The organism is Pseudomonas sp. P4_B4 (genome assembly GCF_056402255.1).
Genome location: NZ_JBFUHS010000053.1, coordinates 1 through 23,721 on the forward strand (window position 1 = coordinate 1; position 23,721 = coordinate 23,721).

The 23,721-nt window shown below is 63.0% G+C and carries 19 protein-coding genes; 7 read left to right on the plus strand and 12 right to left on the minus strand.

Annotated elements, in window-relative coordinates; genetic code table 11:
• Nucleotides 1-55 precede the first annotated feature (55 nt).
• The 3 genes from nudE to AC1DVE_RS29720 all read right to left on the minus strand — a co-directional run bounded on the left by nudE (nucleotide 56) and on the right by AC1DVE_RS29720 (nucleotide 3,002).
• Nucleotides 56-604 carry an ADP compounds hydrolase NudE gene (gene nudE, locus AC1DVE_RS29710; protein WP_223457154.1) on the minus strand — a complete coding sequence of 183 codons (549 nt, stop codon included), beginning with the start codon at nucleotides 602-604 and terminating at the stop codon, nucleotides 56-58.
• Between the two features lie 87 nt (nucleotides 605-691).
• Nucleotides 692-1,822 carry a helix-turn-helix transcriptional regulator gene (locus tag AC1DVE_RS29715; protein ID WP_095967425.1) on the minus strand — a complete coding sequence of 377 codons (1,131 nt, stop codon included), beginning with the start codon at nucleotides 1,820-1,822 and terminating at the stop codon, nucleotides 692-694.
• A 136-nt stretch (nucleotides 1,823-1,958) separates the two neighbouring features.
• Nucleotides 1,959-3,002 carry a 3-ketosteroid-9-alpha-monooxygenase, oxygenase component gene (locus AC1DVE_RS29720; protein ID WP_223457152.1) on the minus strand — a complete coding sequence of 348 codons (1,044 nt, stop codon included), beginning with the start codon at nucleotides 3,000-3,002 and terminating at the stop codon, nucleotides 1,959-1,961.
• A gap of 146 nt (nucleotides 3,003-3,148) precedes the next feature.
• On the opposite strand from AC1DVE_RS29720, the gene AC1DVE_RS29725 reads away from it, so the two are divergent.
• From AC1DVE_RS29725 to AC1DVE_RS29735, 3 genes are read left to right on the plus strand one after another with little or no spacing between them, the layout of a single operon-like run.
• The gene (locus AC1DVE_RS29725; protein ID WP_223457150.1) at nucleotides 3,149-3,988 is read left to right on the plus strand and encodes an SDR family NAD(P)-dependent oxidoreductase; all 840 of its coding nucleotides are present in this window, start codon (nucleotides 3,149-3,151) and stop codon (nucleotides 3,986-3,988) included.
• On the plus strand, nucleotides 3,975-4,901 hold the full coding sequence (locus AC1DVE_RS29730) for an alpha/beta hydrolase (RefSeq protein ID WP_223457148.1): 927 nt from the start codon (nucleotides 3,975-3,977) through the stop codon (nucleotides 4,899-4,901). Before AC1DVE_RS29725 ends, AC1DVE_RS29730 begins: the two co-directional genes overlap by 14 nt.
• The gene (locus AC1DVE_RS29735; protein ID WP_223457146.1) at nucleotides 4,898-6,007 is read left to right on the plus strand and encodes a 3,4-dihydroxy-2-butanone-4-phosphate synthase; all 1,110 of its coding nucleotides are present in this window, start codon (nucleotides 4,898-4,900) and stop codon (nucleotides 6,005-6,007) included. The genes AC1DVE_RS29730 and AC1DVE_RS29735 overlap by 4 nt, the downstream gene beginning before the upstream one ends.
• Nucleotides 6,008-6,151: 144 nt before the next feature.
• Here AC1DVE_RS29735 and surE read toward each other — a convergent pair whose 3' ends face one another.
• From surE to AC1DVE_RS29750, 3 genes are all read right to left on the minus strand, one after another.
• On the minus strand, nucleotides 6,152-7,129 hold the full coding sequence (surE, locus tag AC1DVE_RS29740) for a 5'/3'-nucleotidase SurE (protein WP_223457144.1): 978 nt from the start codon (nucleotides 7,127-7,129) through the stop codon (nucleotides 6,152-6,154).
• A gap of 78 nt (nucleotides 7,130-7,207) precedes the next feature.
• Nucleotides 7,208-8,587, minus strand: a complete 1,380-nt coding sequence (locus AC1DVE_RS29745) for a DUF1329 domain-containing protein (RefSeq protein WP_223457143.1) — start codon at nucleotides 8,585-8,587, stop codon at nucleotides 7,208-7,210.
• Nucleotides 8,588-8,610: 23 nt separating this feature from the next.
• Nucleotides 8,611-10,188 (minus strand): DUF1302 domain-containing protein, encoded by a 1,578-nt coding sequence (locus AC1DVE_RS29750; RefSeq protein WP_317848735.1) that lies wholly within the window; start codon nucleotides 10,186-10,188, stop codon nucleotides 8,611-8,613.
• A 266-nt stretch (nucleotides 10,189-10,454) separates the two neighbouring features.
• Here AC1DVE_RS29750 and AC1DVE_RS29755 point away from each other — a divergent pair, with 266 nt between their 5' ends.
• Together AC1DVE_RS29755 and AC1DVE_RS29760 are read left to right on the plus strand one after the other, a co-directional pair.
• Nucleotides 10,455-12,197: an FAD-binding protein gene (locus tag AC1DVE_RS29755; RefSeq protein ID WP_223457139.1), complete on the plus strand. Its 1,743-nt coding sequence runs from the start codon at nucleotides 10,455-10,457 to the stop codon at nucleotides 12,195-12,197.
• Nucleotides 12,194-13,072: an SDR family NAD(P)-dependent oxidoreductase gene (locus AC1DVE_RS29760; RefSeq protein ID WP_223457136.1), complete on the plus strand. Its 879-nt coding sequence runs from the start codon at nucleotides 12,194-12,196 to the stop codon at nucleotides 13,070-13,072. The genes AC1DVE_RS29755 and AC1DVE_RS29760 overlap by 4 nt, the downstream gene beginning before the upstream one ends.
• 264 nt (nucleotides 13,073-13,336) lie before the next feature.
• Here the strand turns inward: AC1DVE_RS29760 and AC1DVE_RS29765 are convergent, their stop codons facing one another.
• The 6 genes from AC1DVE_RS29765 to AC1DVE_RS29790 form a co-directional block, all read right to left on the minus strand.
• Nucleotides 13,337-14,917 carry a FadD3 family acyl-CoA ligase gene (locus AC1DVE_RS29765; RefSeq protein ID WP_223457134.1) on the minus strand — a complete coding sequence of 527 codons (1,581 nt, stop codon included), beginning with the start codon at nucleotides 14,915-14,917 and terminating at the stop codon, nucleotides 13,337-13,339.
• 72 nt (nucleotides 14,918-14,989) lie between these two features.
• The gene (locus tag AC1DVE_RS29770; protein ID WP_046042745.1) at nucleotides 14,990-15,736 is read right to left on the minus strand and encodes an SDR family NAD(P)-dependent oxidoreductase; all 747 of its coding nucleotides are present in this window, start codon (nucleotides 15,734-15,736) and stop codon (nucleotides 14,990-14,992) included.
• A 220-nt stretch (nucleotides 15,737-15,956) separates the two neighbouring features.
• Nucleotides 15,957-17,045 (minus strand): ferredoxin--NADP reductase, encoded by a 1,089-nt coding sequence (locus AC1DVE_RS29775; RefSeq protein ID WP_223461776.1) that lies wholly within the window; start codon nucleotides 17,043-17,045, stop codon nucleotides 15,957-15,959.
• A 13-nt stretch (nucleotides 17,046-17,058) separates the two neighbouring features.
• Nucleotides 17,059-17,814, minus strand: coding sequence for a glucose 1-dehydrogenase (locus AC1DVE_RS29780; RefSeq protein WP_223461778.1), 756 nt, complete (start codon nucleotides 17,812-17,814; stop codon nucleotides 17,059-17,061).
• Entirely contained in the window at nucleotides 17,802-19,481 is a 1,680-nt protein-coding gene (locus tag AC1DVE_RS29785) for an FAD-binding protein (protein ID WP_223461780.1), read from the minus strand. The genes AC1DVE_RS29780 and AC1DVE_RS29785 overlap by 13 nt, the downstream gene beginning before the upstream one ends.
• Before the next feature lie 9 nt (nucleotides 19,482-19,490).
• Nucleotides 19,491-20,006: a flavin reductase family protein gene (locus AC1DVE_RS29790; protein WP_223449199.1), complete on the minus strand. Its 516-nt coding sequence runs from the start codon at nucleotides 20,004-20,006 to the stop codon at nucleotides 19,491-19,493.
• Nucleotides 20,007-21,211: 1,205 nt separating this feature from the next.
• Here AC1DVE_RS29790 and AC1DVE_RS29795 point away from each other — a divergent pair.
• On the plus strand, nucleotides 21,212-22,396 hold the full coding sequence (locus tag AC1DVE_RS29795) for an acyl-CoA dehydrogenase family protein (RefSeq protein WP_223461782.1): 1,185 nt from the start codon (nucleotides 21,212-21,214) through the stop codon (nucleotides 22,394-22,396).
• 123 nt (nucleotides 22,397-22,519) lie between these two features.
• A complete protein-coding gene (locus AC1DVE_RS29800) occupies nucleotides 22,520-23,641 on the plus strand; it encodes an LLM class flavin-dependent oxidoreductase (protein WP_056722369.1) in 1,122 nt (373 codons plus the stop codon).
• Nucleotides 23,642-23,721: the final 80 nt, after the last annotated feature.

The following is a 23,721-nucleotide window of genomic DNA, read 5'->3' on the forward strand; positions in this document are numbered from 1 at the left end:
TGGATGTGCTGGCCTCTTCGCGAGCAAGCCCGCTCCCACAGTTTTTAGTGTTGTGTCAGGTGCGGCGGGCGAGGGCGCCCATGGCCATGAACAGCGCCGCAATGGCCCGGGCTTCATGGAGGTCGCCGCGGGCCACCAGTTCGGGGATCTGCGCCAGGGGTACACGCAGGCATTCCAGGGGTTCGGGTTCGTCGCCTTCAAGTTGGCAGGGGCTCAGTTGTTCGGCCAGTACCACCCGGTAACGGTGGCACAGGTGTCCCGGTGCCAAGGTCAGCTCGCCCAGTTCAGTGAGACGTGCTGCGCGCATTCCGACTTCTTCACTCAGCTCACGCTGCGCCGCCTGCAAATAGTCTTCATCGGGCTCGGCGCCGCCCTTGGGCAAGCCAAGAATGGTTTTCTCCACTCCGACCGCGTACTCGCGCACCAGCAGCACATGCTCTGGATCGGGCATCGCCACCAGCATCACCGAGCGATAACCGGTGCCGCGCAGGCGTTCGTAGACCCGCTGCTGGCCGTTGCTGAATTGCAGGTGCAGGGCTTCGATCTGAAAGTGGCCGCTTTGCGCCAGCAATTCAGTCTTGAGGATGGTTGGGCAGTTGCGCATGGGGCAGTCCCCTGTTTGGGATAAAGACACTGTGCGCTGTACAACGGGAGCCGCCATCGTCCGAGCGGACGAGGGCGGCAATGAGGATTAACCGAGGGTCGCCACGCTGCGCAGGATCAGGCGCACCAGCATGGTCTGGCGGGTCACGCCGGTCTTGGAGAAGGTCGAACGCAGGTGTGCCCGCGAGGTGTTGCGGCTGATGCCCAGCTCTTCCGACGCTTCGTCGAGGGTCAAGCCGTTGGCCAGCAACATCGCCAGCTGGGTTTCCGCGGGGGTGAAGTCGAACAGCGCGCGAACTATTTCCTGCGGTGCGGTGGATTGCTGCTCCGGGTCGCTGATGAAAATCACCACGGTCGGGCACTGCTTGCCTTCGCTCCAGTCGGTCAATGGTACCGAGCGCACGATGATCCCCAGGTCCGCTTTGCCGGACGGACGCTGCACGCGCAGGGCTTCGACCACCGACGGGTTGCTGCTCTTTTGCGACAGCAGCGACTGCTTGACCAGTCGGCGGAACTCCTGGGTGTCCCGGGCCGTACCGACCTGCAGGCCATCGTTGACCAGTTTGATGCCGTCCTTTTCCTGGATCAGCCGGTCGGCGACCTGGTTGGTCTGCAACACCTTGCCGGATTCGTCGAGGATGATCGTGCCGACCGCCATTTGGTTCACCGCGCCGGCGTACAGATTGCGCTCGGCTTCGATGCGGTTGAGTTGCATGTGGATCTTGATCGAACGTTCCAGGTGCGGAATGAAATGCGTGAGCATGGCCTTTTCTTCATTGCCGAAAGGCTTGTCGTCACGCCCGCGGCTGATGCGAATGCGGCACTGGGCGCCGTCGACGGTGTTGATGTCGGCACCGAGGATGTGGAACACGTCCACCGGTTCAAGGAAGTTCTTGTAGAACTCGGAATTCTGCCAGTCGTCGTTGGAAACGAACTCGGCGAGGGTCACGACCTGGCGGTTGGGCAGGTCGACAAACGGATCCAAGCTGAAGAAGTGTTTGTTGTACGACGCGGTCGCCTCGGTCGAAGTGCCGGTGGTGTTGACCATCAGGCCATCCACGTGGGCGCTGGGCGGACGCAGGATGAAGGTCACGTACTTGCTGTTCAGATGCACATTGAGCTGATTGAGAAAAGTCGCCCAGGGAATGGTTTCCAGCGGACCCTGATAGAGGTTGCCGATCAAATCACTGAACGTATCGAGGCTGAGGCTCTGCTGCATGGGGAAAAACCGTTTTTATTATTAGCATTGGCGGTGGCCGAGAATAAGCGCCGGTATCGACTCCTTGCAACGCTTGGGCTCAGGGCCTGACAGGCGGCTGCCGGTCAGGCCCGGGGCGGGCGAAAAGTCGCTGACGTCAGACCCGTTCGCTGGCGCGCACGACAAACTTCTTGTGTTCGGCAACGTCGGCCGACAGCGCTTCCACATCGGTGTAGAACTGCTCGTACCAACGACGCAACTGATAGACCGGACCGTCGCCGTCACACAGCAGCGGGTTGTCGACGCGGGTCTTGCTGTGCCAGATGGCCACGTCTTCGTAGAAGGCTGCCTGCGCCTGCGCCACGTAGGCCTTGGCCATCGCCTGGTTCTGCTCTTCGCTGAGCCCCGGGATCTTCTTCACCAGCACGCCGTAGCGCAGGGTGAAGCTGTCCAGGTCGATCGGCACGTGGCAGTTGAGCAGGATCGAGTGGATCGGCTGGCCGTTCATGGCGCCGTTCATTTCGGTGATCTGATAGGCCGGGCCGAAATAGGTGGCTTCGGTGGTCAACACGCTGTCACCGGACAGACGCTCACTGCGGGCGCGCATGATCTGGGTGGCCAGGTGGCCCTGGAAAATATTGATGAACTCTTCGACCGGCGCGCCGTGCACAGTACCGAAGTGCGCCATATCGGCGATGTTGTCGATCAGTTCGCGGCAGTTGGTACCAATCTGCAATTCGGCGACTTCCCATGCAGCCCATTCGTCGCTGTAGCAGGCGTCGATGCGCGGAATGCGTTGTTCCGGCAGCGGCGGGTTGCCTTCAGGGTCATTCCAGACGAACAGCAGCTGGTTCTCTTCCATGATCGGCCAGCTCTTGATCTTGGCCCGTGGCGGAATGCGCTTGGCATAAGGAATGTCATCGCACACGCCATCGGCGCCCCAACGCCAGGCGTGGAACGGGCAGCGGATCGAGTTGCCTTCAACGCAACCGGTGCTCAGGTCGGCGCCCATGTGCGGGCAGTAGCCATCAAGAATATGCAGTTCGCCGTCTTCACCCTGGAACGCCACCAAGCGGGTGCCGAACACCTCCAGGCGGTGGGCCTTGCCGTCGCGGTATTGCGCGGCCAGGCCCAGGCAATGCCAGCCGCGGGCGTAGCGGTCTTCCAGCAGTTTGGCTTCGATGCGGTGCAGGGTACTCATCTTATTATTCTCCCAAGGGATCACGGGTTTGGCGCATGTAACGGATTCTGCCGCCCCTGTAAAAGCGGGCATCGTCTGAATGGACGATGGCTGCTTCAAGTAGGCCCGCTCTACTGGCGCCATTGGACCCATGGCAGGAGTTGGCGATGAGTAATGAACAAGGGCCGGTAGCGGTGATTACCGGGGCCGCCAGTGGTATTGGTCGTGGCCTGGCCGAACACGCGGCGACGCTGGGCATGCGCCTGGTGCTGGCGGATCGGGATGCAGCGGGCCTGCAAGCCCTGTGCGACGAATTGAAGGCCAGCGGTGCGCAAGCGATTGCCTGCGTCACCGATGTCGGTGATGTGAAGCAGGTCGAGCGCTTGCGTGACCGGGCTGTCGAGCACTTTGGTGGGGTCGACCTGCTGTTCAACAACGCCGGCGTGATGCAAACCGGCTTCAGCTGGGAAATCACCGAGGCGCAATGGCAGCGCATGCTCGACGTCAACCTCAATGGCGTGATCAACGGCATTCGCACCTTTGTGCCGCTGTTGCTCAGCCAGGGCCGGGCCGCCCACGTGATCAACACGGCGTCCCTTGCCGGGCTGGTCAGCAGCCCGCTGATGGCGCCGTACAACGTGACCAAGCAGGCGGTGGTCGCGCTCTCGGAAACCCTGCATTACGAACTCGCCATGATCGGTGCGCCGGTGTCGGTTTCGGTGCTGTGCCCGGGGCCGGTGGCCAGTGAAATCATGGCGTCGAACCAGGTGGTGGACACCGCCGGATCCGACTTCAGTCAACTGCTCGACAGCACCATTCGCCAGGGCATGACCCCGGCGGAACTGGCCGCGCAAGTGTTCGCCGCCGTCGCGCAAAAACGCTTCTGGATCCTGCCCCACAAGGGTTTCAAACCGGCCCTTGAGCGCCGGGTACAAAGCATCCTGGGCGAGACCAATCCGCAGTTTCAAATGACTGACGTAGAGGACGATGCCCATGCCGCTCGATAAGCAAATCGCTGGAGTACTCCAGCAGTTTCGCGACATCCCGGAACCCGATTTCAGCCAGGTCGATGCGGCTCAATACCGGCAGTTCTCCGACAACCTGCTGCCGGCCATTCCCGGCGAACCGATGAGCGAGGTGCGCGACCTGCGGGTGGCCGGCGCGGACGGTGATCTGGACGCACGGCTGTACCGGCCATCGGAAGAACCCAATCTGCCGTTGCTGGTGTTTTTCCATGGCGGCGGCTTTGTCATGGGCAATCTCGATACCCACGACAATCTCTGCCGCTCATTGGCCCGTCAGACCGAGGCGGTGGTGGTGTCGGTTGCCTACCGACTGGCCCCGGAACACCCGTTCCCGGCGGCGCCCCTCGATTGTTATGCGGCCACCTGCTGGCTGGTCGAGCACGCGGCTGAACTGCGCGTCGATGGCAGCCGGCTGGCCGTGGCCGGGGACAGCGCCGGGGGCAATCTGGCGCTGGCGGTCAGTCAGTTGGCGGCACGACGCCAGGGGCCGAAGATCAGTTATCAGTGCCTGTTTTATCCGGTCACTGACGCAGGTTGCGACTCTCAGTCCTTCGAAGACTTTGCCGAGAGCTATCTGCTTTCCGCCGGGATGATGCGCTGGTTCTGGCAGCAATATCTGCAAGACGTCGGGCAGGCGGATGATCCTTTGGCCTCGCCACTGCGCGCCGAGAGCCTGGCAGGCTTGCCGCCGACCACATTGTTCACCGCCGGGTTCGATCCGCTGCGGGACGAGGGCGAGGCATTGGCCGAGTACCTGCGCGAAGCCGGTGTGGCGGTGCGCGTGCAGCGTTACGAAGGCATGATTCACGGCTTTATCAGCATGGCGCCGTTTGTTGAAGCAGCAGCACAGGCGTTGACAGAAGCTTGCGCCGATTTGCGCGGGGCACTCAAATGAGCGGCCTGGTTTTCAACACGGTGCCGCAACTGATCGAGGCCATCGGCGCCGGTCGGATGGTGGTGATCACCGACGACGAACACAACGGCGAAGGCTCGCTGCTGATGGCCGCCGAACAGGCCGGGGCCGAGGCCGTCACCTTCATGGCGGTGCAGGCGCGCGGGCTGATTTGCCTGGCCCTGACCGAGCAGCGCTGCCGCGCGCTGGGCCTGGACCTGATGGTGCCCAACTCCCGGGCGCAACATGGCGTGGGTTTTACCCGCTCGATCGAAGCCGCCACCGGGGTGTCCACCGGCATCTCGGCGGCGGACCGGGCGCGGTCGATCCAGGTGGCGGTCGACCCGGCCAGCGTTCCGACGGACCTGGTGCAACCGGGGCATATCTTCCCGGTGCAGGCCTTGCCCGGTGGCGTGATGCAGCGGGCCGGCCATGTCGAGGCCGCTTGCGACCTGACACGACTGGCGGGGCTGCAACCGGCGGCAACCCTGGTGGGCATTCTCAACGAGGACGGCGAACTGGCCCGTGGTGCCGAGCTGCATGAATTCGCCCAGCGCCATGGCTTGCGGATCGGCACCATTGCCGACCTGATTCACTACCGCATCCTGCATGAAGGCACGATCGAGCGCGGCGGCGAATATCCGTTGCAAACCCGTCACGGCGAGTTCCAGGTGACCACCTATCAGGACACCTACCAGGGCTCGTTGCACCTGGCGCTGGTCAAGGGCCGGATCGACAGCACGCAACCGGCGCTGGTGCGGGTGCAAAGCATCGAGACGTTGCGTGACGTACTGGGTTGTGAAAGCGAAGGCGGGCCGCAACAGTGGACCCTGGAACGTTCGCTGGCCAGTATCGCGGCGGCCGGTAGCGGTGTGCTGGTGCTGCTGGCGCAAAAGGAATCGGCCGAGGGCGTGCTCGAACAACTGCGTCAGCGCAGTGGAGGCAAACACCGGGCGCCACAGTTTCCGCAACGGACCCTGGGCATTGGCGCGCAGATCCTGCGGGACCAGAACGTGCGCAAAATGCGCCTGATGAGTTCGCCGGTGCCGTACACCGCCGTTTCCGGGTTTGATCTGGAAGTGACGGAATTCGTGCCGTTTCAACCGTGACTTGAATTGACATACACCTGTGGCGAGGGAGCTTGCTCCCGTTCGGCTGCGCAGCAGTCGTAAAAATCTTACGGCCGCTTCGCGCCCGAGCGGGAGCAAGCTCCCTCGCCACATGTTTGTATTTTCCACAGGTTCCGTGTTGGCTTAAGGCTTGATTCCACGCAGCATCTTCTTCGCCTGATCCTGCACCGCCTCCGGCGCGGTCATGTTGCCGTCGATCACGGTGATCACCGCGTGGCCTTGCCATAGTTGAAAGGCATCGGCCTTTTGCTGGGCTTCGGTCGGTGTCGACGGCGGGGCCAGGTTGACGTGGACCACGCCATCGGCGCCGCGTTGTGAGGTGAAGTTAACGCGATCCCAATTACCAATCGGCGCAAAGCTCACGCCTTTGACCTCCTCGGGTTTCAGGGGCGGGTAGTTGAGGTTCAGACCGCTGGCACCCGGCAGGCCGAGCACGTTCAAATCACACTGATGTTTGTTCCTGGCGCAGGCCTGTCTGGCTTCTGTACCGGCCAGGCTCGCCTGTTCGATGACCTTCACGGCAAAGCGCGCCGTGTCGTCCATGGCGCCGAGGGTCTTGCGGTAGCCGGCCTGCTGGTCGCGGATGATCAGGTCCATGTCGATGGCCGTAGACACCGCCACCGCCGGAATCCCCTTGAACATGGCGCGCACGGCGGCGTTGAGGGTGCCGGACATCTGCGTCAGCGGGCCGACGTTTTCGCCGAAATTGCTGCCGGACACCACCAGGTCTGGCGGCGAATCCTTGAGGATCACATCGAGGCCGACATTCACCGCATCCACCGGCGTGCCGATGGCAGAGGTCTTGCCGGCAGGCGGGGTGTAGCCCTCCGGTGGCCCGACGCAAAATTTGCCCGGCGCCAGTTCGGTCACCGCCAGGGCCTGGCCGGGCACGACTACGCTGGCAGCGCTGATGCCGCTGCTGTCGTTCAACGGGCCGACCAGGGTGACCTTGTGCCCGGCAGCGGTCAGGGCGCGGTACATCGCATCGATGCCGGGCGCGCGGCAGCCATCGTCGTTGGTCAGCAGGATGTTCAGGGCGTTGGCTTGCATCGACAGGCCAACGCTGGCCATGGCAATGATGCCGGTGAGGAGTTTGTTCATGGGGAGTCTTCCGTGGGAGGAGCGGATTTTACAAAGCACAACGCCCCGACCGAAGGAATCGGTCGGGGCGCGGCGGGTTTAGCGGGTACCGAGTTTGCGCAGGTTGCCAGGGGTGAATTCGTCTTCGGTGAAGGCGGTGGCGTTGAGCTTGGCCGGTTTCTGATCGATCAGCATCCGGTCAACCAGATACGAGCCGGCGATCAGGTCGTGATAGATCCCGAGCCGAGCATGGTAGCGCTGCATCTCGTAGGCGTAGATCGAAGTCTGCATGTTGGTGCGCCAGAGTTGACCGCGACTGTCGTAGTTGTCGGCCAGGGTCGCGGCCCAGGTGTCCTCGTCCAGGTACATCACACGCTTGGCGTACACGTGGCGGGCACCTTCCTTGAGGGTGGCTTGCAGCACCCAGACGCGATGTTTTTCATAGCGCATGTACTGCGGATCGATATGGCCGGTGGTGGCCAGAATCTGATCGGTGCTCACGCTCGGGTCGTCGATCTTGTAGTTGTGATAAGGAATGTAGATTTCCTTTTTGCCGACGATGGTCCAGTTGTAGCGGTCCGGTGCACCGTTGAACAAACGGTCTTCGTCGTACACGCGAAAACCTCCCGCGCCGGTCGGCGAGTCATAGCCCACGGTCGGCGCGCGACGCACCCGGCGTTGACCGGGGCTGTACTGCCAGGCCTGGCGCGGGGAGGAGGTCGGGTTGATGAACTCGTGGCCGACGACGATTTCGCCTTTCTTGCGCACCGGTTCCAGGGTGGTGATCAGGAAGTTGGTGAGGATGCCGTTGGATGTCTCCAGGGTTCTGTCCGGGTTGGACCAGATCGAGAAGATCTTATAGTTGACCTCTTCGAGCACTCGCTCCTTGTTGGAGTACACCACGGCCTGCCGGTAGTTGGCCTCTTCGGCGGCGGCACGGCCGGCGAGGGTGTGGTTGAACATCAACTCGCTGCCGTTCTTTGGAATCGGGAACGGCGAACCGGCCCAGGCGTTTTTCGTGTCGTTGTTGTCGTTGGCCAGCTCGGCGTTGACTGCGTTGTGATTGACCGCCTCGACCAGTTTCGGGTCAACGCGGAAGTCGCGGTGGCTCGGGTACACCGGGATCTTGAAGGTGTCAGGGTAGCGTTTGAGCAACGCTTTCTGGCCTTCGGTGAGGTTGGCGGCGTACTTGTCCATGTTCTTCGAGTCGATCACGAACAACGGTTTTTCCGCTGCATAGGGGTCCGGGTATGGCGTACCGGGGCCGTCAAACTTGAGGCCTGGCGGCAGGCCGAGCCATTTGCCGGACCAGGACGGAATGCTGCCGTCGGCATTGCCGGCCTTTTCGGCGCCCATCGGGGTCAGGTCCTGGCCCAGGCGGGCGGCTTCTTCGGGGCTGACCTTGGCATAAGCCAGGCCACTGCCGAGCAGGCCGACGGTCAGCGCCGTGCTCAATAAGGTTTGGGTGAATCTGGACATGCTGTGCTCCTCCGACAGGGGAATCAGAACCGGTACTTGAAGTTGAGCGCGACGTTGTCGCGGTCGGCCAACGGGCTGTTGTTGGCATTGCCGAGGTAGGCGTTGTAGCGGGCCTCGACGGTGAAGTTGCCCAGGTAGCGCCACGAACTGCCGATGCTGGCGCGGTTATCGTTCTGGCCGGCGTTGATCGAGCCGACCATCGAGCTGTCGCCGTGGGCGGCGGCGCTGAAGGTGACGGGAACCGACATGTCCCATCCGCTGAACACGTCGTTGTAGTCAAAGTTCGCCTGCACCGTGTAGCCCCAGGCATCGCGGTCATAGACCAGGCTGTCGGTTCCCGGCAGCGCGAAGCCCGGCGCCAGGGTTACCGGCTGCGACCTGTCGTTGCTGACCACGGTGTTGTAGACCAACTCGCCGGTCAGGCTGGTGTTGTCGGCGAAGGCGGTCGGGCCGAGCACGTAGATCATCGACGTTTGCGCTTGCACGGTCTTGCCACGCACGGGGCTGGAGAAACCGTTGTCGACCATCACCGGCGTGCCGTCGCGGTAGCTGACTTCACCGGCCCAGCTGACGTCGCCCAGCACGGTGGCGAAGCTCGCGCCGAACAGGTCGATGTTGTCGAAGTAGCGCACCTGGTAGCGGCCAAGGTTCGTCGCGAAATCCAGCGACGGCGTCTTGTCGTGATAGCGCGAGTAGAAGAGGCCGAACTCGGTGTTGTTCAGCGACTCGGCGGCGTAGGTGAAAGCCACACCGTACTGGCCGCTGTCGCTCGGTTTGTCATCCTTCAGACGGGTGACAAAACCGGAGGCGTCGTTGAAGCCGCCCTCGTCGATGAAGTCGGTTGTGGAGAAGTAGCTGCCCACGCCGAACAGCTCGGTCTTTTCCCACTTGTATTGGTAGTAGGCCTGGATACCCAGGCTTTCGGTCAGGGCGAACTGGGTGAACAGCTGGCCGACCGGCAGCAGGATTTCCTTGACCTCGACGCCGGGGGTGGTCGCCTTGGTCGCGTCCACCGGGCTCTGGGCCGCGGAAATGCCCGGATAGAACAGGCTCTCACCCCAGCTCACCACCTGGTTACCCAGGCGCGCGTTGAAGGCGTGGCCGCTCAGGTCCCAGGTGCCATAGGCGTAGTAATCGAGCATGCGCAGTTCATTGCGGTGCTGGTCGATGGTGTCCTGGGAGAAGCGGTCGGGCTTGCTGCAATGGCCGCCGGCGAAGCAGTTCGAGGTACCGGTGGTGTTGTCGTTGTCCTGATCGTAGACGTTGTCGTAGAAGCCCGTCGCCCGGACAAACACGCCGTAGTCGTCCTGCCACTTGATGTTGGCTTCGGTGAGAAAGCCGCTGCGGTTGTTGATCAGGCTGCCTTTGTCGAACGCGTTGTCGCCGTCGTTGCCGTTAGCGTTGGCGGTCAATTTGTGATCGCGAGACTCGGTCCGCCAGGCGAGGCTGTACGTCAGTGTGGTGTCCCAGTCGATGCTCAAGTCTTCGCTTGGCTGAAAGCTCATGGCGTTAACGTGAGCGCTAAGTCCGCCAGCCAGCATCAATAGAACAAGCTGTGTGCGAGGGTGCTGTGTTGGTGGGGCGATTATTGTTTTTATCATGTCGTCCTCATGGCCCAGGTCAGACCTGCCCGACCTGCAATTCAGGGGGGTGATTGGTGCTGTGGGCGACTATGGAGTCACGACTTGCGCGCAACATCGTCCAAGCGGACTAAGCGATTTGTACGGGGCGGCCGCAGGCCTGGCCTTAGTCTTATCGGACGATGAACACCCGGCGCGGGCGGCGAACAATCCCGAGACCGACTGCACCGGGCGAAGATCCGGCGGTGGCGGTTTCTGCCTGATGGGCGCTGAACAAGGGTGATCGCATGAACGCTGCCGGGATCAAATGGGACGAGTGCTGTGATGTGTTGGTGATTGGCTCGGGAGCCGGGGGCATGACCGCTGCGCTGCGCGCCCACGACCTGGGCCTGAATGCGCTGCTGATCGAAAAGAGCGGCGAGTACGGCGGCACCTCGGCGGTGTCCGGCGGCGGAATCTGGATCCCCAATAACCACCGGATCAATGCGATAGGCGGCAGTGATTCGGCGGCCGAAGCGATTGCCTACATCCGCGCGGTGACCCACGGCGAGATCGACGACGGGCGCATCGAAGCCTATGTCGAGCACGGCCGGGAGATGGTCGAGTACCTGGAAAAACACACCCGCGTGCGCTTCGAGGCGCAACCGCGCTACGCCGATTACTACCCGGAAGTCGAGGGCGGAAAACCGGGCTATCGCTCGATGGATCCGCAACCGTTCGATGCCGCCGAACTCGGTGAAGAGTTCTTGCGCATGCGCGCGCCGTCTCCCGGCACCCTGATGATGGGGCGCATGGCGATGACCATGAAAGAGGCGCAAGTGTTGTTGTGCCGCGGCCCCGGCTGGTTGCGCCTGACCCTGCGGGTGATGTGGCGCTACTGGCGTGATCGTGAAGGGCGGCGCTTGTCCCGCCGCGACCGTTTCCTGACCCTGGGCAATGCCTTGATCGGTGCCTTGCGCTGTTCGTTGCAGGATCGCGGCAAGTCGCTGTGGCTCAACTGTGCGCTGGAAGAGCTGCTGCTGGTCGGCGAGCGGGTCGGCGGGGCGCGGGTCAATCGCAACGGTCAGTTGCTTAACGTCAAGGCGCGCTACGGGGTGATCATTGCCGCCGGTGGTTTCGAGCGTAACCAGGCGATGCGCGAGCAGTACCTGCCGCAGCCGTCCCGGGCGAACTGGAGTGCCACACCGCCGAACAATACCGGCGACGGCATTCGCGCCGGTCAGGCCATCGGTGCGCGGACCGCGTTGATGGAACACAGCTGGTGGGCGCCGACCACTTACGTCAAGGGCGAAGAAAAACAGCGTGCGCTGTTCGTTGAACGCACATTGCCGGGGTGCGTGATGGTCAACGCGGCGGGGGAGCGTTTCGTCAACGAAGCTGCGCCCTACACCGATATCGTTTACGCAATGTACGCCAACAACCGCGAAGGCGCCGCGAGCGTGCCGTGCTGGATGGTGTTCGACGCCGAGTTCCGCCGCAAATACCCGTGCGGCGCCTTGCTGCCGGGTTATGCCCAGCGCGACTGGCAATTGCCCGAGCACCTGCGCGACTACTTCCACAAGGCGTCGAGCCTGGAAGAACTGGCGACGAAAATCGGCGTCGACGCGGGCGGGTTGGTGCGCACCGTGCAGCGTTTCAACGGCATGGCCGTGCAGGGCGTCGACGAGGATTTCCACAAGGGCGAATCGCTGTTCGACCGCTACTACGGCGACCCCAACGTGCAACCCAATCCGTGCCTGGCGCCGTTGCTCAAGGGGCCGTTCTACGCCGTGCGCATCGACGCCGGCGACATCGGCACCAAGGGTGGCCTGCTGACCGACGTGCACGCCCGCGTGTTGCACGAAGACGGCGAACCGATCAACGGCCTGTACGCCATCGGCAACAGCGCCGCCTCGATGATGGGCCGCACCTATCCGGGTGCCGGTTCGACCATCGGCCCGGCCATGACCTTCGGTTACCTGGCGGCCAATCACATCAAGCGCCAGAGCGAAACCGCTTCGGCGAAAACCTTGTTCGGGAGTGTCGAATGAATCACCCACATCAACAGATCGCTGTCGTTACCGGCGCCAGTCGCGGTGTGGGCCAGGGCATCGCCTTGGCCCTTGGAGCGGCCGGCATGACCGTGTATGTCACTGGCCGCGCCCCGACGCAGGGCGGGTCTAATTTGTACGGGCATGCCTTGCATGGCTCGCTGGAGGACACCGCCGCCGCAATCACAGCAGCCGGTGGGCGCGGTATCGCGGTGGTCTGTGATCACGCCGATGACGCGCAGGTTCAGGCACTGTTTGCCCGCGTAGAAGAAGAGTGCGGACATCTGGATTTGCTGGTGAACAACGCCGCGTTCATCCATGACCGGTTGATCGAACCAGGGCCGTTCTGGGCCAAACCGCTGGAGCTGGTGCGCATTCTCGACGTCGGCCTGCGCTCGGCCTACATCGCAAGCTTCTACGCCGCGCCGCTGTTGCTGCGCAGTGCCCAAGGGCTGATTTGCTTTACCTCGTCGTTCGGTGCCGGGTGCTACATGCATGGCCCGGCGTACGGCGCGCAAAAGGCTGGAGTCGACAAACTGGCGGCGGACATGGCGATCGATTTCGAAGGGCAGGGCGTGGCGGCGTTGTCGCTGTGGCTCGGCCCGCAACTGACCGAACGCACCAGGATTGCCGGCGAGCAGCATGGCGAGCAGTACCAGGCGTTTCTGGCCCACGCCGAAACCCCGCAATTCAACGGGCGGGTGATCCATGCCTTGCTCAATGATCCGCAGCTGATGGCGTTATCCGGGCAGACCCTGATCACCGCCGAAATCGCCCCTGGCTACGGCATCAGCGAAGCCGGAGGCCGCCAGCCGCCGTCCCATCGCGCCATGCTCGGCGACCCGCGCCAGCAGCATCCGGCGCGGGTGGTCTGACTCAGTTTATGTAAGACAATCACGATACCTGTGGGCGCGGGCTTGCTCGCGAAAGCGGTGTGTCAGTCAACATTGATGTTGAGGCTGATGGCCCCTTCGCGGGCAAGCCCGCTCCCACAGTTGATCAGTGTCGGACACGAAATCTGTGTACACCCTCGAACACTGTGGGAGCGAGCCTGCTCGCGAAGACGTCGGCACATCCAACATTGATGTTGACTGACACACCGCTTTCGCGAGCAGGCTCGCTCCCACATGGGTTGTGGTTTAACCGACTGGCTGCAATGCCCACTCGCGCAGCACATTCTTGGTCACTTTCCCCGCCGCATTGATCGGCATCTTCTGCAGCACCTGCACCCGGCGCGGAACCTTGTAATTGGCCATCTGTTCACGGCACCAGGCGAGGAACCGCGCCTGCTCGATCTCGATACCCGGCGCGGGCAGCAGGAACGCCATCGCCACTTCACCCAGGCGCTCGTCAGGAATACCGATCACCGCCGCCTGGGCCACACCCGGATAGGTCAGCAAGCACTGTTCGATCTCCGCCGGGTACACATTGAAGCCGCCGGTGATGAACATGTCCTTGAGACGATCGGTGATGCGCAGGTAACCCTGTTCGTCGAGCATGCCGATGTCGCCGGTGTGCAGCCAGCCGTCGGCGTCGAGAATTTCCTGGCTGGCTTCGGGGTTGTTGAGATAACCCTGCATCAGGTTGTAGCCGCGAATTTGCACTTCACCGGGAATGTTCGCCGGTTGGCTGTGACCGCTGTTGCCGACACAGCGTACTTCTACCCCCGGCATCGCCCGGCCGCTGGTGTTGGCGACCAGTTCCGCGGAGTCGCCAGCGCGGCAGATCGTGGCGAAACCGCAGACTTCCGTCAGGCCATACGCGGTGACGATGGTGGCGAAGCCCAGTTCGTCGCGCATGCGGTGGATCATCTCCACCGGGATCGCCGCCGCCCCGGTCACCGCCACACGCAGGGAACTCAGGTCGAATTCGTTGCGTTGCGGATGGGCCAGCAGTGACTGATACAACGTGGGTGGCCCGGGTAGCACGGTGATGCGTAAGCGCTGCACGCATTCGAGCACGGTCTGCACGTCGAACACTTGCTGCGGCAGGAGGGTGCAGCCACGCATCAATGCGGCCAGCCAACCGGCCTTGTAGCCGAAGGAGTGGAAGAACGGATTGACGATCAGGTAACGATCGCTTTCGCGCAAACCGACGATATCGCTCCAGTCGCGCACGATGCGTAGGTTTTGGCCGTGGCTGGTCATCACACCTTTGGGTTTGCCGGTGGTGCCCGAAGTAAACAGCACGTCGGACAAGGCCTGCGGGCCAACGCTTTGTTCGCGGGTGCGCAAGGCCAGGTGCGGCACGTCGGCTGCCAGGTCCATAAACCGTTCCCAAGCCAGGGTTCCCGAATTGGCGCCGCGCACGCTGACGATGTGGCGCAGCTCAGGCAGGTCTTCCGACGCCAGCATGCCGGGGTAGTCCGCGCCGAGGAATTCGCCGATGGCAAACAGCACGCAGGTGCCGCTTTCGCGCAGGATGTAGCCGGCCTCGCTACCCTTCATTCGGGTGTTGAGTGGCACCAGGGCGGCACCGACACTTTGCAGGGCACCGGCGGCGACGATCCATTCCCACACGTTGGGCGCCCAGATCGCCACGCGGTCCCCGACCTGTACGTCGAGGGCCAGTAGCGCGCGGGCAGCCTGGCGGCGAAGTTGGTCCAGTTGTCGGTAGCTGATGACGTGGCCCGCGTCCTCGATGGCCGGGCGGTCGCCGTAGGCCTGGGCAGCGTTGGCGAACAGTTGAGCAATGGTCAGTGCGGTGGCGACAGGCGGCATGGGGCCTCCCCGGTTAGAAGACAAGTACGAAAAAGGGAGTAGGCCGGGCAGGGCGCCCGGCCGGATTGCGAATTACTGCGCGGGCGGGGCGAAACGGCGACCGGCGGAGAAACCACCGTCCACGGCAATCATCTGGCCGCTGACAAAGGACGCTTCGTCCGAGGCCAGGAACAGCGCGACGTTGGCCACTTCTTCCGGTTGCCCGGAGCGGCTGAGCATGTGCTGCGAGGCGAAGAAGGCGTGGAACGCGTCATTGTCACGGACCATGCTGGTCATCGGCGTTTCGATCAGGCCCGGGCACAGGCCGTTGACGCGAACGTTGGCGTAGCCGTAGTCGATGGCCATCGAGCGGGTCAGCTGGTTGATGCCGCCTTTGGACACGTTGTAGGCCACGTTGCCGTCGCAGCCTTGCAGGCCGAAGATCGAACCGACGTTGATGATCGAGCCGCCGCGTTGCGACACCATCGATTCCAGCGCGTACTTGCTGGTGAGCATGCTGCCGGTCAGGTTGATGTCCATCACCCGTTGCCAGTTAGCGGTGGTGGTCTGGGTCACGCTGCCCTGGTCGGCGACGCCGGCGGCGTTGACCAGTACGTCGATGCGCCCGAAGCGGCTGATGACTTCTTGCATGACCTGCTGCACCTGCGCTTCGTCGCGCACGTCCAGGGTCATGAACAGGCCGGGAAAGTCTGCCGGTGCGCTGCCGATGTCCAGCCCGACCACTTGCGCGCCTTCGGCGGCGAAACGGCGCACGCAGGCCAGACCGATTCCCGAAGCGCCGCCGGTGACCACCGCGACCTTATTCTGCAAACGAGCCATAACTGCACCTCTTTTATTGTTGTGGGCTAATGCTGTGGCCGAGTCTAACCGCAGACCGGGCCTGGGTGATCGTCCAATGAGACTAAGCAACTGATCCCCCGTCGTGCACATTTCAACTGTGGGAGCGGGCTTGCTCGCGAAGGGGGCGGCAGTTGACACACCGCCTTCGCGAGCAAGCCCGCTCCCACAATTGACCGCATTCCCCCGTAGGAGCGTAACCTCAATCCGGGAATTTCAGGCGTACTTTCGCCCCGGTCGGTCGGCTCTGGCAGGCCAGGGTCCAGCCGCCGGCCAGTTCCTTGGGCGTCAGCACATCGTTGCGCGCCAACTGAACCTCGCCTTCCTTGACCACACACATGCAGGCCCCGCAGAAACCTTCTTCACAGGACGACGGCACGTCGAGGCCAGCGGCTTTGCAACTTTGCAGCAAGGTATCGCCGGGCTGGCAGGCAATTTCGTGTTGCTGACCATCGAGTTCGACGATCAGCGCGTCACACTGCGAGTCCATGGCCGCAGCGCGCGCCACGGCTTCCTCGGCCAGCAGCTCGTCAGGGTCCGGTGGCGAGACGAAACGCTCGACATGGATCCGCTCGGCCGCTTCGCCCAGTGCCAGCAGCGTGCGCTCCACGGTGTCCATGAACGGTCCCGGCCCGCAGATGAAGTAGTCGCCACCGGCCGATCCGCGCAGCAGATGACGGACCTGATGGTCCGTCAGGAAGCCCTGCACCGAATCGAGGACGTGCACCACGTGCAGTTGATCAGGATGCGCCTTGATCAACTGGCACAGCTCGTCCTTGAAAATCACCGACGCTTCATCGCGGTTGGCGTAGATCAACTTGATCGGCCGCCGACTGCTGTGCAGCACCGATTTGAGAATGGAAAACACCGGGGTGATGCCCGAACCGCCCCCGAACAGGACCAGGGGCTTTTCGGTGTCCGCCGACGGCTGCGGGTCCAGGCAGAAATGCCCGGCCGGTGGCAGCACTTCCAGCCAGTCGCCGACCTGCACTTCGTTCATCCAGTTCGACACCCGGCCACCGTCGACCCGTTTCACCGTGACCTTGGGTAGCGCGTCCGCGAGGGGCGAGCTGGCCATGGAATAGCAGCGGGTCAACAGTTTGCCGGCCAAGGGCACGCGAAAACTCAGGAACTGGCCCGGTTTGTAGCGAAAGCGCTCACGCAGGGTTGGCGGTACGTCCAGCACCAGCGAGCGCGCATCCAGGGTCTCGTCGATCACCGCGCACACTTGCAATGAGACGCTTGCCGTCGTGTGTTCGGCCGGGGTCAGGTTCTGTTGTTGCGTGCCCATGTTCACCTCGGCCTCAGAGCCCGCTGATCAGTTGGGCGTTGTCGACGCGGATCTCTGCACCGTTGACGAACCGCGACTCGTCGGCGGCGAGGAACAGCACCACGTTGGCAATGTCCCGTGGCGCGGCCATGCGGTTCATCGGGTCCTGGTCCAGCGCTTCCTGCGGGATTGGCTGACCACCAGCCAGGGCCTGGGTCATCGGCGTGTTCACGCCATCCGGGTGCACGCTGTTGCAGCGAATGCGGTAGCCCTGCTGCTTGCAGTGCAGGGCAATGGAACGGGTCATCGCCGCCACCGCGCCTTTGGACGCCGAGTAAGCGCAGAACATCGGCATCGCGCCCAACGCCGCCACCGACGACATGTTGATGATCGAGCCGCCGCCGGTTTCCTTCATGGCCTGGATCGCGTACTTGCAGCCGAGGAAGTAGCCGTCGCCGTTGATCTTCTGCACCCTCTGCCACAGCTCCAGGGTGGTGTCTTCGATGCTGCCCAGCGCCAGGATCGCGGCGTTGTTGACCAGCACGTCGAGGCGGCCGAAGTGTTCGACGGTGGTTTTCACCACGTTCTGCCAATCGCTTTCGCTGGCGATGTCGTGGCGGATGAACAGCGCGTTGGCGCCGATTTCTGTAGCCACCTGGCGACCGGCCTCTTCATTGAGGTCGGTCAGTACCACTTTGGCGCCTTCACGGGCCAGCAGCAGGGCGTCTTCGCGACCGATGCCGCTGGCGGCGCCGGTGATGATGCAGACTTTGCCTTCTACACGTTGCATTGTTGTTCTCCTGATCGTGCGGTTTGAAGTGCGAATTGGTCGGCCACGTGGGCGGCAGCCCGGCGACCGGAATAAATGCAGTCGGCCAGGGACAGGCCGGAGACATACAGGTTGGAGGCGACCCCGACCGCATTGCGGCCGGCGCTGTACAGGCCATGGATCGGCTGGCCGGCGTGGTCCAGCACCCGACCGCTGTCCTCGCAGACTTTCAGCCCGCCCAAAGTGATGACCGGGCAGGGGAACAGCTTGCAGTCAAAGGACAGGTCGAGGGCGTACCACGGGCCTTGTTCGAGGTTGGCGAGCATCGCGGCGGATTTGCCGAACTCGTCGGCGACCTCACCCCGTGCCGCGCGGGAATAGCGTTCGACACTCTGGCGCAGCAGTTCGGGCGGCAGGTTGCAACGTTTGGCCAGTCCGGCCAGGTTGTTGCTGCGCTTGGCGTTGAACAGCAGATTGAGCAGCACCGGCAGGCGCTGGAAATTCCAGACTTTGCCGGGGCCGACCTGACTGAGTGCTTCTCGAACCAGAGCCCGATTGAGAATCAGAATGGCGCGACCACCCTGTTCTTCGACCATGGCGTGGCCGAGGGTCGCGCCGTAGATTTCTTCGTTGGCGTAACGCTGTCCGCGGGCATTGACGATCAGCCCGCGAGCCCAGGCCAATGGCGGATTGATGAAACGCCAGGCGCTGACCTTGTCCATCCGCGCCACGCTGCCGCCGGCGCTCTGGCCCAGGGCGATGCCGCTGCCGTTGCAACCGGTGGCGCCCAATGGCAAGCCGGCCAGATACTGCGGCGCGTGTTGGCGCACCAGATCGCGATTGAAGATAAAACCGCCGCTGCTCAGCAACACCGCCTGTTCGGCGCGAATCAATTGCCGAATGGCGCTGGTCTGTTCGATGCGACGCTGACGGGCGCGCAAGCGGTCGGCCAGCGCCGGGGCGTACATATGAATGGCGGCGGCCCAGCGCGACAGACGCGCATGTTGTTTGGCGGCGCGGCTACCCGACGGCAATTGCCAGGCTTCGACACCGATGACCTTGTCGTCGAGGTCGAGCACCAGTCGCCGCACTTCGCACTGGCTGCGCAGGCGTGCGCCGTGACGCAAGGCACTGGCCTTGAGCGGGGCGAACAGGCTGGCGCCGGACATGCCCGGACCTTTGGTGCGGTGACCACGGGGCGCCGGCTTGGCACTGGCGGCATAGGCCGGCACGGCTTCGTTGCCGGAGTAATAGAGGTAGTACTGGTCGCTCGGGTACGAGGTTTTATGCGGCGGCACGCTGGCTTCGAACGCGGCGCCTTGTCGCTCCAGCCAGGCCAGTTGCTCGCGGCTGCCTTCGCAGAAATCCTTTAGGGTTTCACGACTGACGGCCTCGCCGACTTCATGACGCAGGTAATTGAACATGGCTTCGCTGGTATCTTCATAGCCAGCCTGACGCTGATACGGCGTACCGCCGCCGGCATATACCACGCCACCACTGAGCGCCGTGGCGCCGCCGCCTTCGAAGCGATCCAGTGCGAGTACTGACAGGCCGCGAGTGCTGGCTTCGATGGCGGCACAGGCGCCGGCACCGCCAAACCCGACGATCAGCAAATCGCAGCGGTCATCCCATGGCAACTGGTCGGCGCTGTTCACTCGCAGCGCCGTCAACCCGTTCAGGCCGTCCATGTCCAGGCCTCAGCCGGCTACAGCGAAGGAAGGAGTGGGTTTGGCGGTGGTGGTGTAGCTGCCGTCGAGGTAGACCAGCGGGGTGATGGCGTCAGTGGTGTGGATCTGCAGGATGCGCCCGATGAACACGGTGTGGGTGCCGTAGCTGAAGTGGCCGTCCTGGCGGCAGAGGATCGCCGACTGTGCGTCACCCAGGTAAGGAATGCCGCCGGGGCTGGTCAGCCAGTTGCCACGGTCGAAGCGCGCTTCGCCCTTGATCGCGCCGCTGCACAGGTTGGCCAGGTCTTGTTGTTCGACGCCGAGGATGTTGACGCAGAAGTCGGCGCCGGTCGCCAGTGCGGCGTGGGGCGAGGCGGTCTTGTTGACGCAGATCAGCAGCGATGGTGGTTCGGTGCTCAGGGAGTCGACCGCGGTGGCGGCCATGGCGAAGCGTTCGGAGCCGTTGCTGGTGCTGATAATGGTGACTGACTTGGCCAGGCGGCGCATGGCCTGGAGCATGTCGGCTTTGAGATTGACGTCGTTCATCGCACTGGGCCTTTTTGTTGGTTGGGGAGTGCGATGGATTCTTGCTCTGACGTCCAGTCGTCACATCGTCCGAGGGGACTAGGCATTGGCGGCCTCTGGGCCGACCAGGCTGTTGTTGTGTTGTGTACATATCCGTTTTTTTGGTAACGGCGGCTTATGGTTTCGCCCTTACGGCGAGTCCCTTTTGGCAAACGCCCCAAAAGGAACCAAAAGGTCTCGCCCCTTACGTACGGCCCCTCGCCAAGGCTCGGGGTTCCTTCGCTCCGGCATTCATCCGGGGGCATCGCCTCCGGTCGGCTTCGCTCGACCTCCTCTCGATGTGTTCGGCTGCGCCGAACGGCGCTGCGCGCCTACCCCCTGGATGAACGCCTCCACTCAGCCTTCCGAGGGGGCGGGTGGATCAAGATCAAAAGCTGCAGGCGAGCTAACGCTCGGCCTGATGAGTGGTGAAGAGCGTGGGTGTATGCCGGCCTGCTTTTGCTCTTCTGTGGGAGCGAGCTTGCTCGCGATGGCGGCCTGACCGCCGGCCAAATTCTTGCAGATGTACTCAGCACCTGTGGGAGCGGCGGTGCGGCGATCCGACTTGCCCGCGAAGGCGGCCTGCCAGCCGACCAATCTCTTGCAGGCAAACCCGGATCAACTGTGGGAGCGAGCTTGCTCGCGATAGCGGCCTGCCAGTCGACCAGGTACATCACAGACGAACGAACCCGGCAAACAGGCCGGCCGGTAGGCCGCCTCGGACGCTGTTGCGGTGTACGCCCCCTCGTGAGGCCGAGCCTAAGCGAGGCACCGAACGTCAGGGGCAAGAGCCCTTGGTTACTTGGGGCTTTTCCAAGTGACCCGCTGTAAGAGCGGAACCGCCAGAGGCCGTTACCGCAGCAACGGATATGTACACCCACAAAATTATCATCGCCTGACACAAAGCCATCGCGAGCAAGCTCGCTCCCACAGGGATCTTCAGCGGCCACAAGTCCCGAGTAAAACCGGGGACCCAATGTGGCAGCGAGCCTGCTCGCGATGGCGGCCTGCCAACCAACACATCCCTTTCTGATACACCCCCTGATACCTGTTCCCCAATCCCACATGGTCCGTTTGAGGGATGTCCACTCTGTTGCGCATTGTTTGAATGCCAGTGTAGGGGCGCTACACCCGCCCCGTTGCACGCGCGCCCCGGCGGACGGGGTGAACAAAGGAGAACAATAAAAATGCTCAACCAAGACCTGATTCGCCAGCGTCTGAGCCAACGTGCCCGCGAGTTGGTGCCGATCCTGCGTGAACGCGCCCTGAATGCCGCGCAAGCAGGCCAGTTGCCTGAAGAAACCCTGAAGGATTTCCAGGACGCCGGGTTCTTTCGCATCCTGCAACCGTCCCGTTGGGAGGGCTATGAACTGGAGCCCAAGGATTTCTTCGACGTGCAGATGACCCTTGCCGAAGGCTGCATGTCCTCGGCCTGGGTGCTGGGGGTGGTGGCGATCCACAACTGGCAACTGGCGCTGTTCGACGACCGCGCCGCGCAGGATGTCTGGGGCAGCGATTCCAGCGTGCTGATCTCGTCTTCCTATATGCCGGTGGGCAAGGTCGAGCGGGTCGACGGTGGCTTCAAGTTGAGCGGTCGCTGGGGTTTTTCTTCCGGCAGCAAGCATTGCGACTGGGCGTTCCTCGGTGCGCTGGTGCCGCCGGCGGAGGCGGGCGGGGCGCCGGATTATCGGACGTTCCTGGTGCCGCGCAGCGACTACCTGATTCTCGACAACTGGAACGTCATGGGCCTGGAAGCCACCGGTTCCCACGACATTCTGGTGGAAAACGCCTTCGTTCCCGAGTACCGCACCCATCGCGCATTCGACGGTTTCATGCAGAACAGTCCGGGCAACGAGGTGAACACTGCACCGTTGTTCCGCCTGCCGTTCGGGCAGATTTTCGTGCGTGCGGTTTCGTCGTCCGCTATCGGTGCCCTGCAAGGCGCGGTGGATCAGTTCGTCGAGCACAATCGGGCCCGGGTCGGGGTCAATGACGGTCGCAAAATGGTTCAGGACCCGGCTGCGCAATCGGCGCTGGCCAATGCCATGGTCTGCGTCGACGAGTGCAAGACCGTGCTGCATCGCAACTTCGCCCTGATGCTGGAGCGCGCGCAGAAGGGGGAGCCGTTGAGCATGCCCGAGCGGGTGAAGATGCGTTACGACTCGGCGCTGGTGGCCGACAAGTGCGCCAAGGCCGTTGGCGAGCTGATGTTCAACAGCGGTGCTTCGACGATCTTCCGCAGCCACCCGATCAACCGTGCGTTCCGCGACATTCACACTGGTCGCGCCCACGTCGCCAACAGCCCGGCCAAGTACGCCTGGAACCTCGGCGGCGTGAGCATGGGCCAGGACAGCAACGACTTTTTCCTCTGACGCTTCCCTGCAAACCGGCTAGTCCGTTTGCGTGATTCGAGCGCCCTGCCAATACCCGAGCATGGGCGCAAGGCACAGGTCTCTGGCGCCGACTGCGCATCCAAATAAGCACAAGGATCAACCATGAAATTTTCCCTGATTTACGAAGCACAGACGGTGGATTCCAGCCGTGAAGGCGACCGCAAGATTTTTGAAGACACCGTCGAACAGGCTGTGCTGGCCGACAAGCTTGGCTTCGACACCTTCTGGTGCGTGGAGCACACCGCGCTGAGCAACTACTCGCACATGTCAGCCCCGGAAACCATGCTGGCGTTCGTCGCCGGCAAGACCGAGCGCATCGGCATCGGTCACGGCGTGGTCTGCCTGCCGCCGGCGATGAACCACCCGGTGAAGGTCGCCGAGCGCATCGCCACCCTCGACCTGCTGTCCAAGGGCCGTGTGCACTTTGGTGTGGGCAAGGGCGGCACCCAGCAGGAAGCCGGCACTTTCGGCTACGACCTGGCGACCTTGCAGCCGCAGATCGACGAGATGATGTACCTGATCCCGAAAATGTTCGTGCAGGACGAGATCGAGCACAACGGCGACTTCGTGCAGATCCCCAAGCGCCCGATCCATCCAAAGCCGTACCAGGATCCGCACCCGCCGATGTACCTGGCATGCACCAACACCGAGTCGCTGAAAAATGCCGGCGGTCGCGGCATGGGCGCACTGGTGCTGGGTTTCGGTGGTCCGGAAGAAATCGCCAAGAAGGTCGAGGTGTATCACACGGCCTACGACAACCGCGATGAGAAGAAGCAGGTGGGCTTCCGTCCTAACCGCCACATCGCCGCGCTGTGCCCGGCCATCGTGCTGGACGACAACGCAGAAGCGCGCCGTATCGGTATCCGTGGCCAGCGCTACTTCATGGAATCCCTGGGCTACTGGTACGGCGGCGGTGAGCGTCCGGACCCGGAGAAGTGGAAAGACGACACCTACGTCGATGGCAACGGCCAGAGCGTGATCAAGTCGCGCTTCGCTTCGGAAGAAGTCAGCGTCGACTTCTCCGACCCGACCATGGCCATGATGAACCCGAACCACGCCTACGGCACCGTCGAGGATTGCATCGGCTACGTGCAGCGCCTGATCGATGCCGGCGCCGACGAAATCCTGTTCATCTGCCAGATGGGCACCGTGCCGCAGTGGGCGCAGCTGGAAACCTTGAAGAACATTGGCGAGAAGGTGATTCCGCACTTCCGCAAGGGCTAAGTCCTGCCACATAAGGCATGAACACCGCACAACCCCTGTGGGAGCGGGCTTGCTCGCGAAGAGGCCGGCACATTCAACAT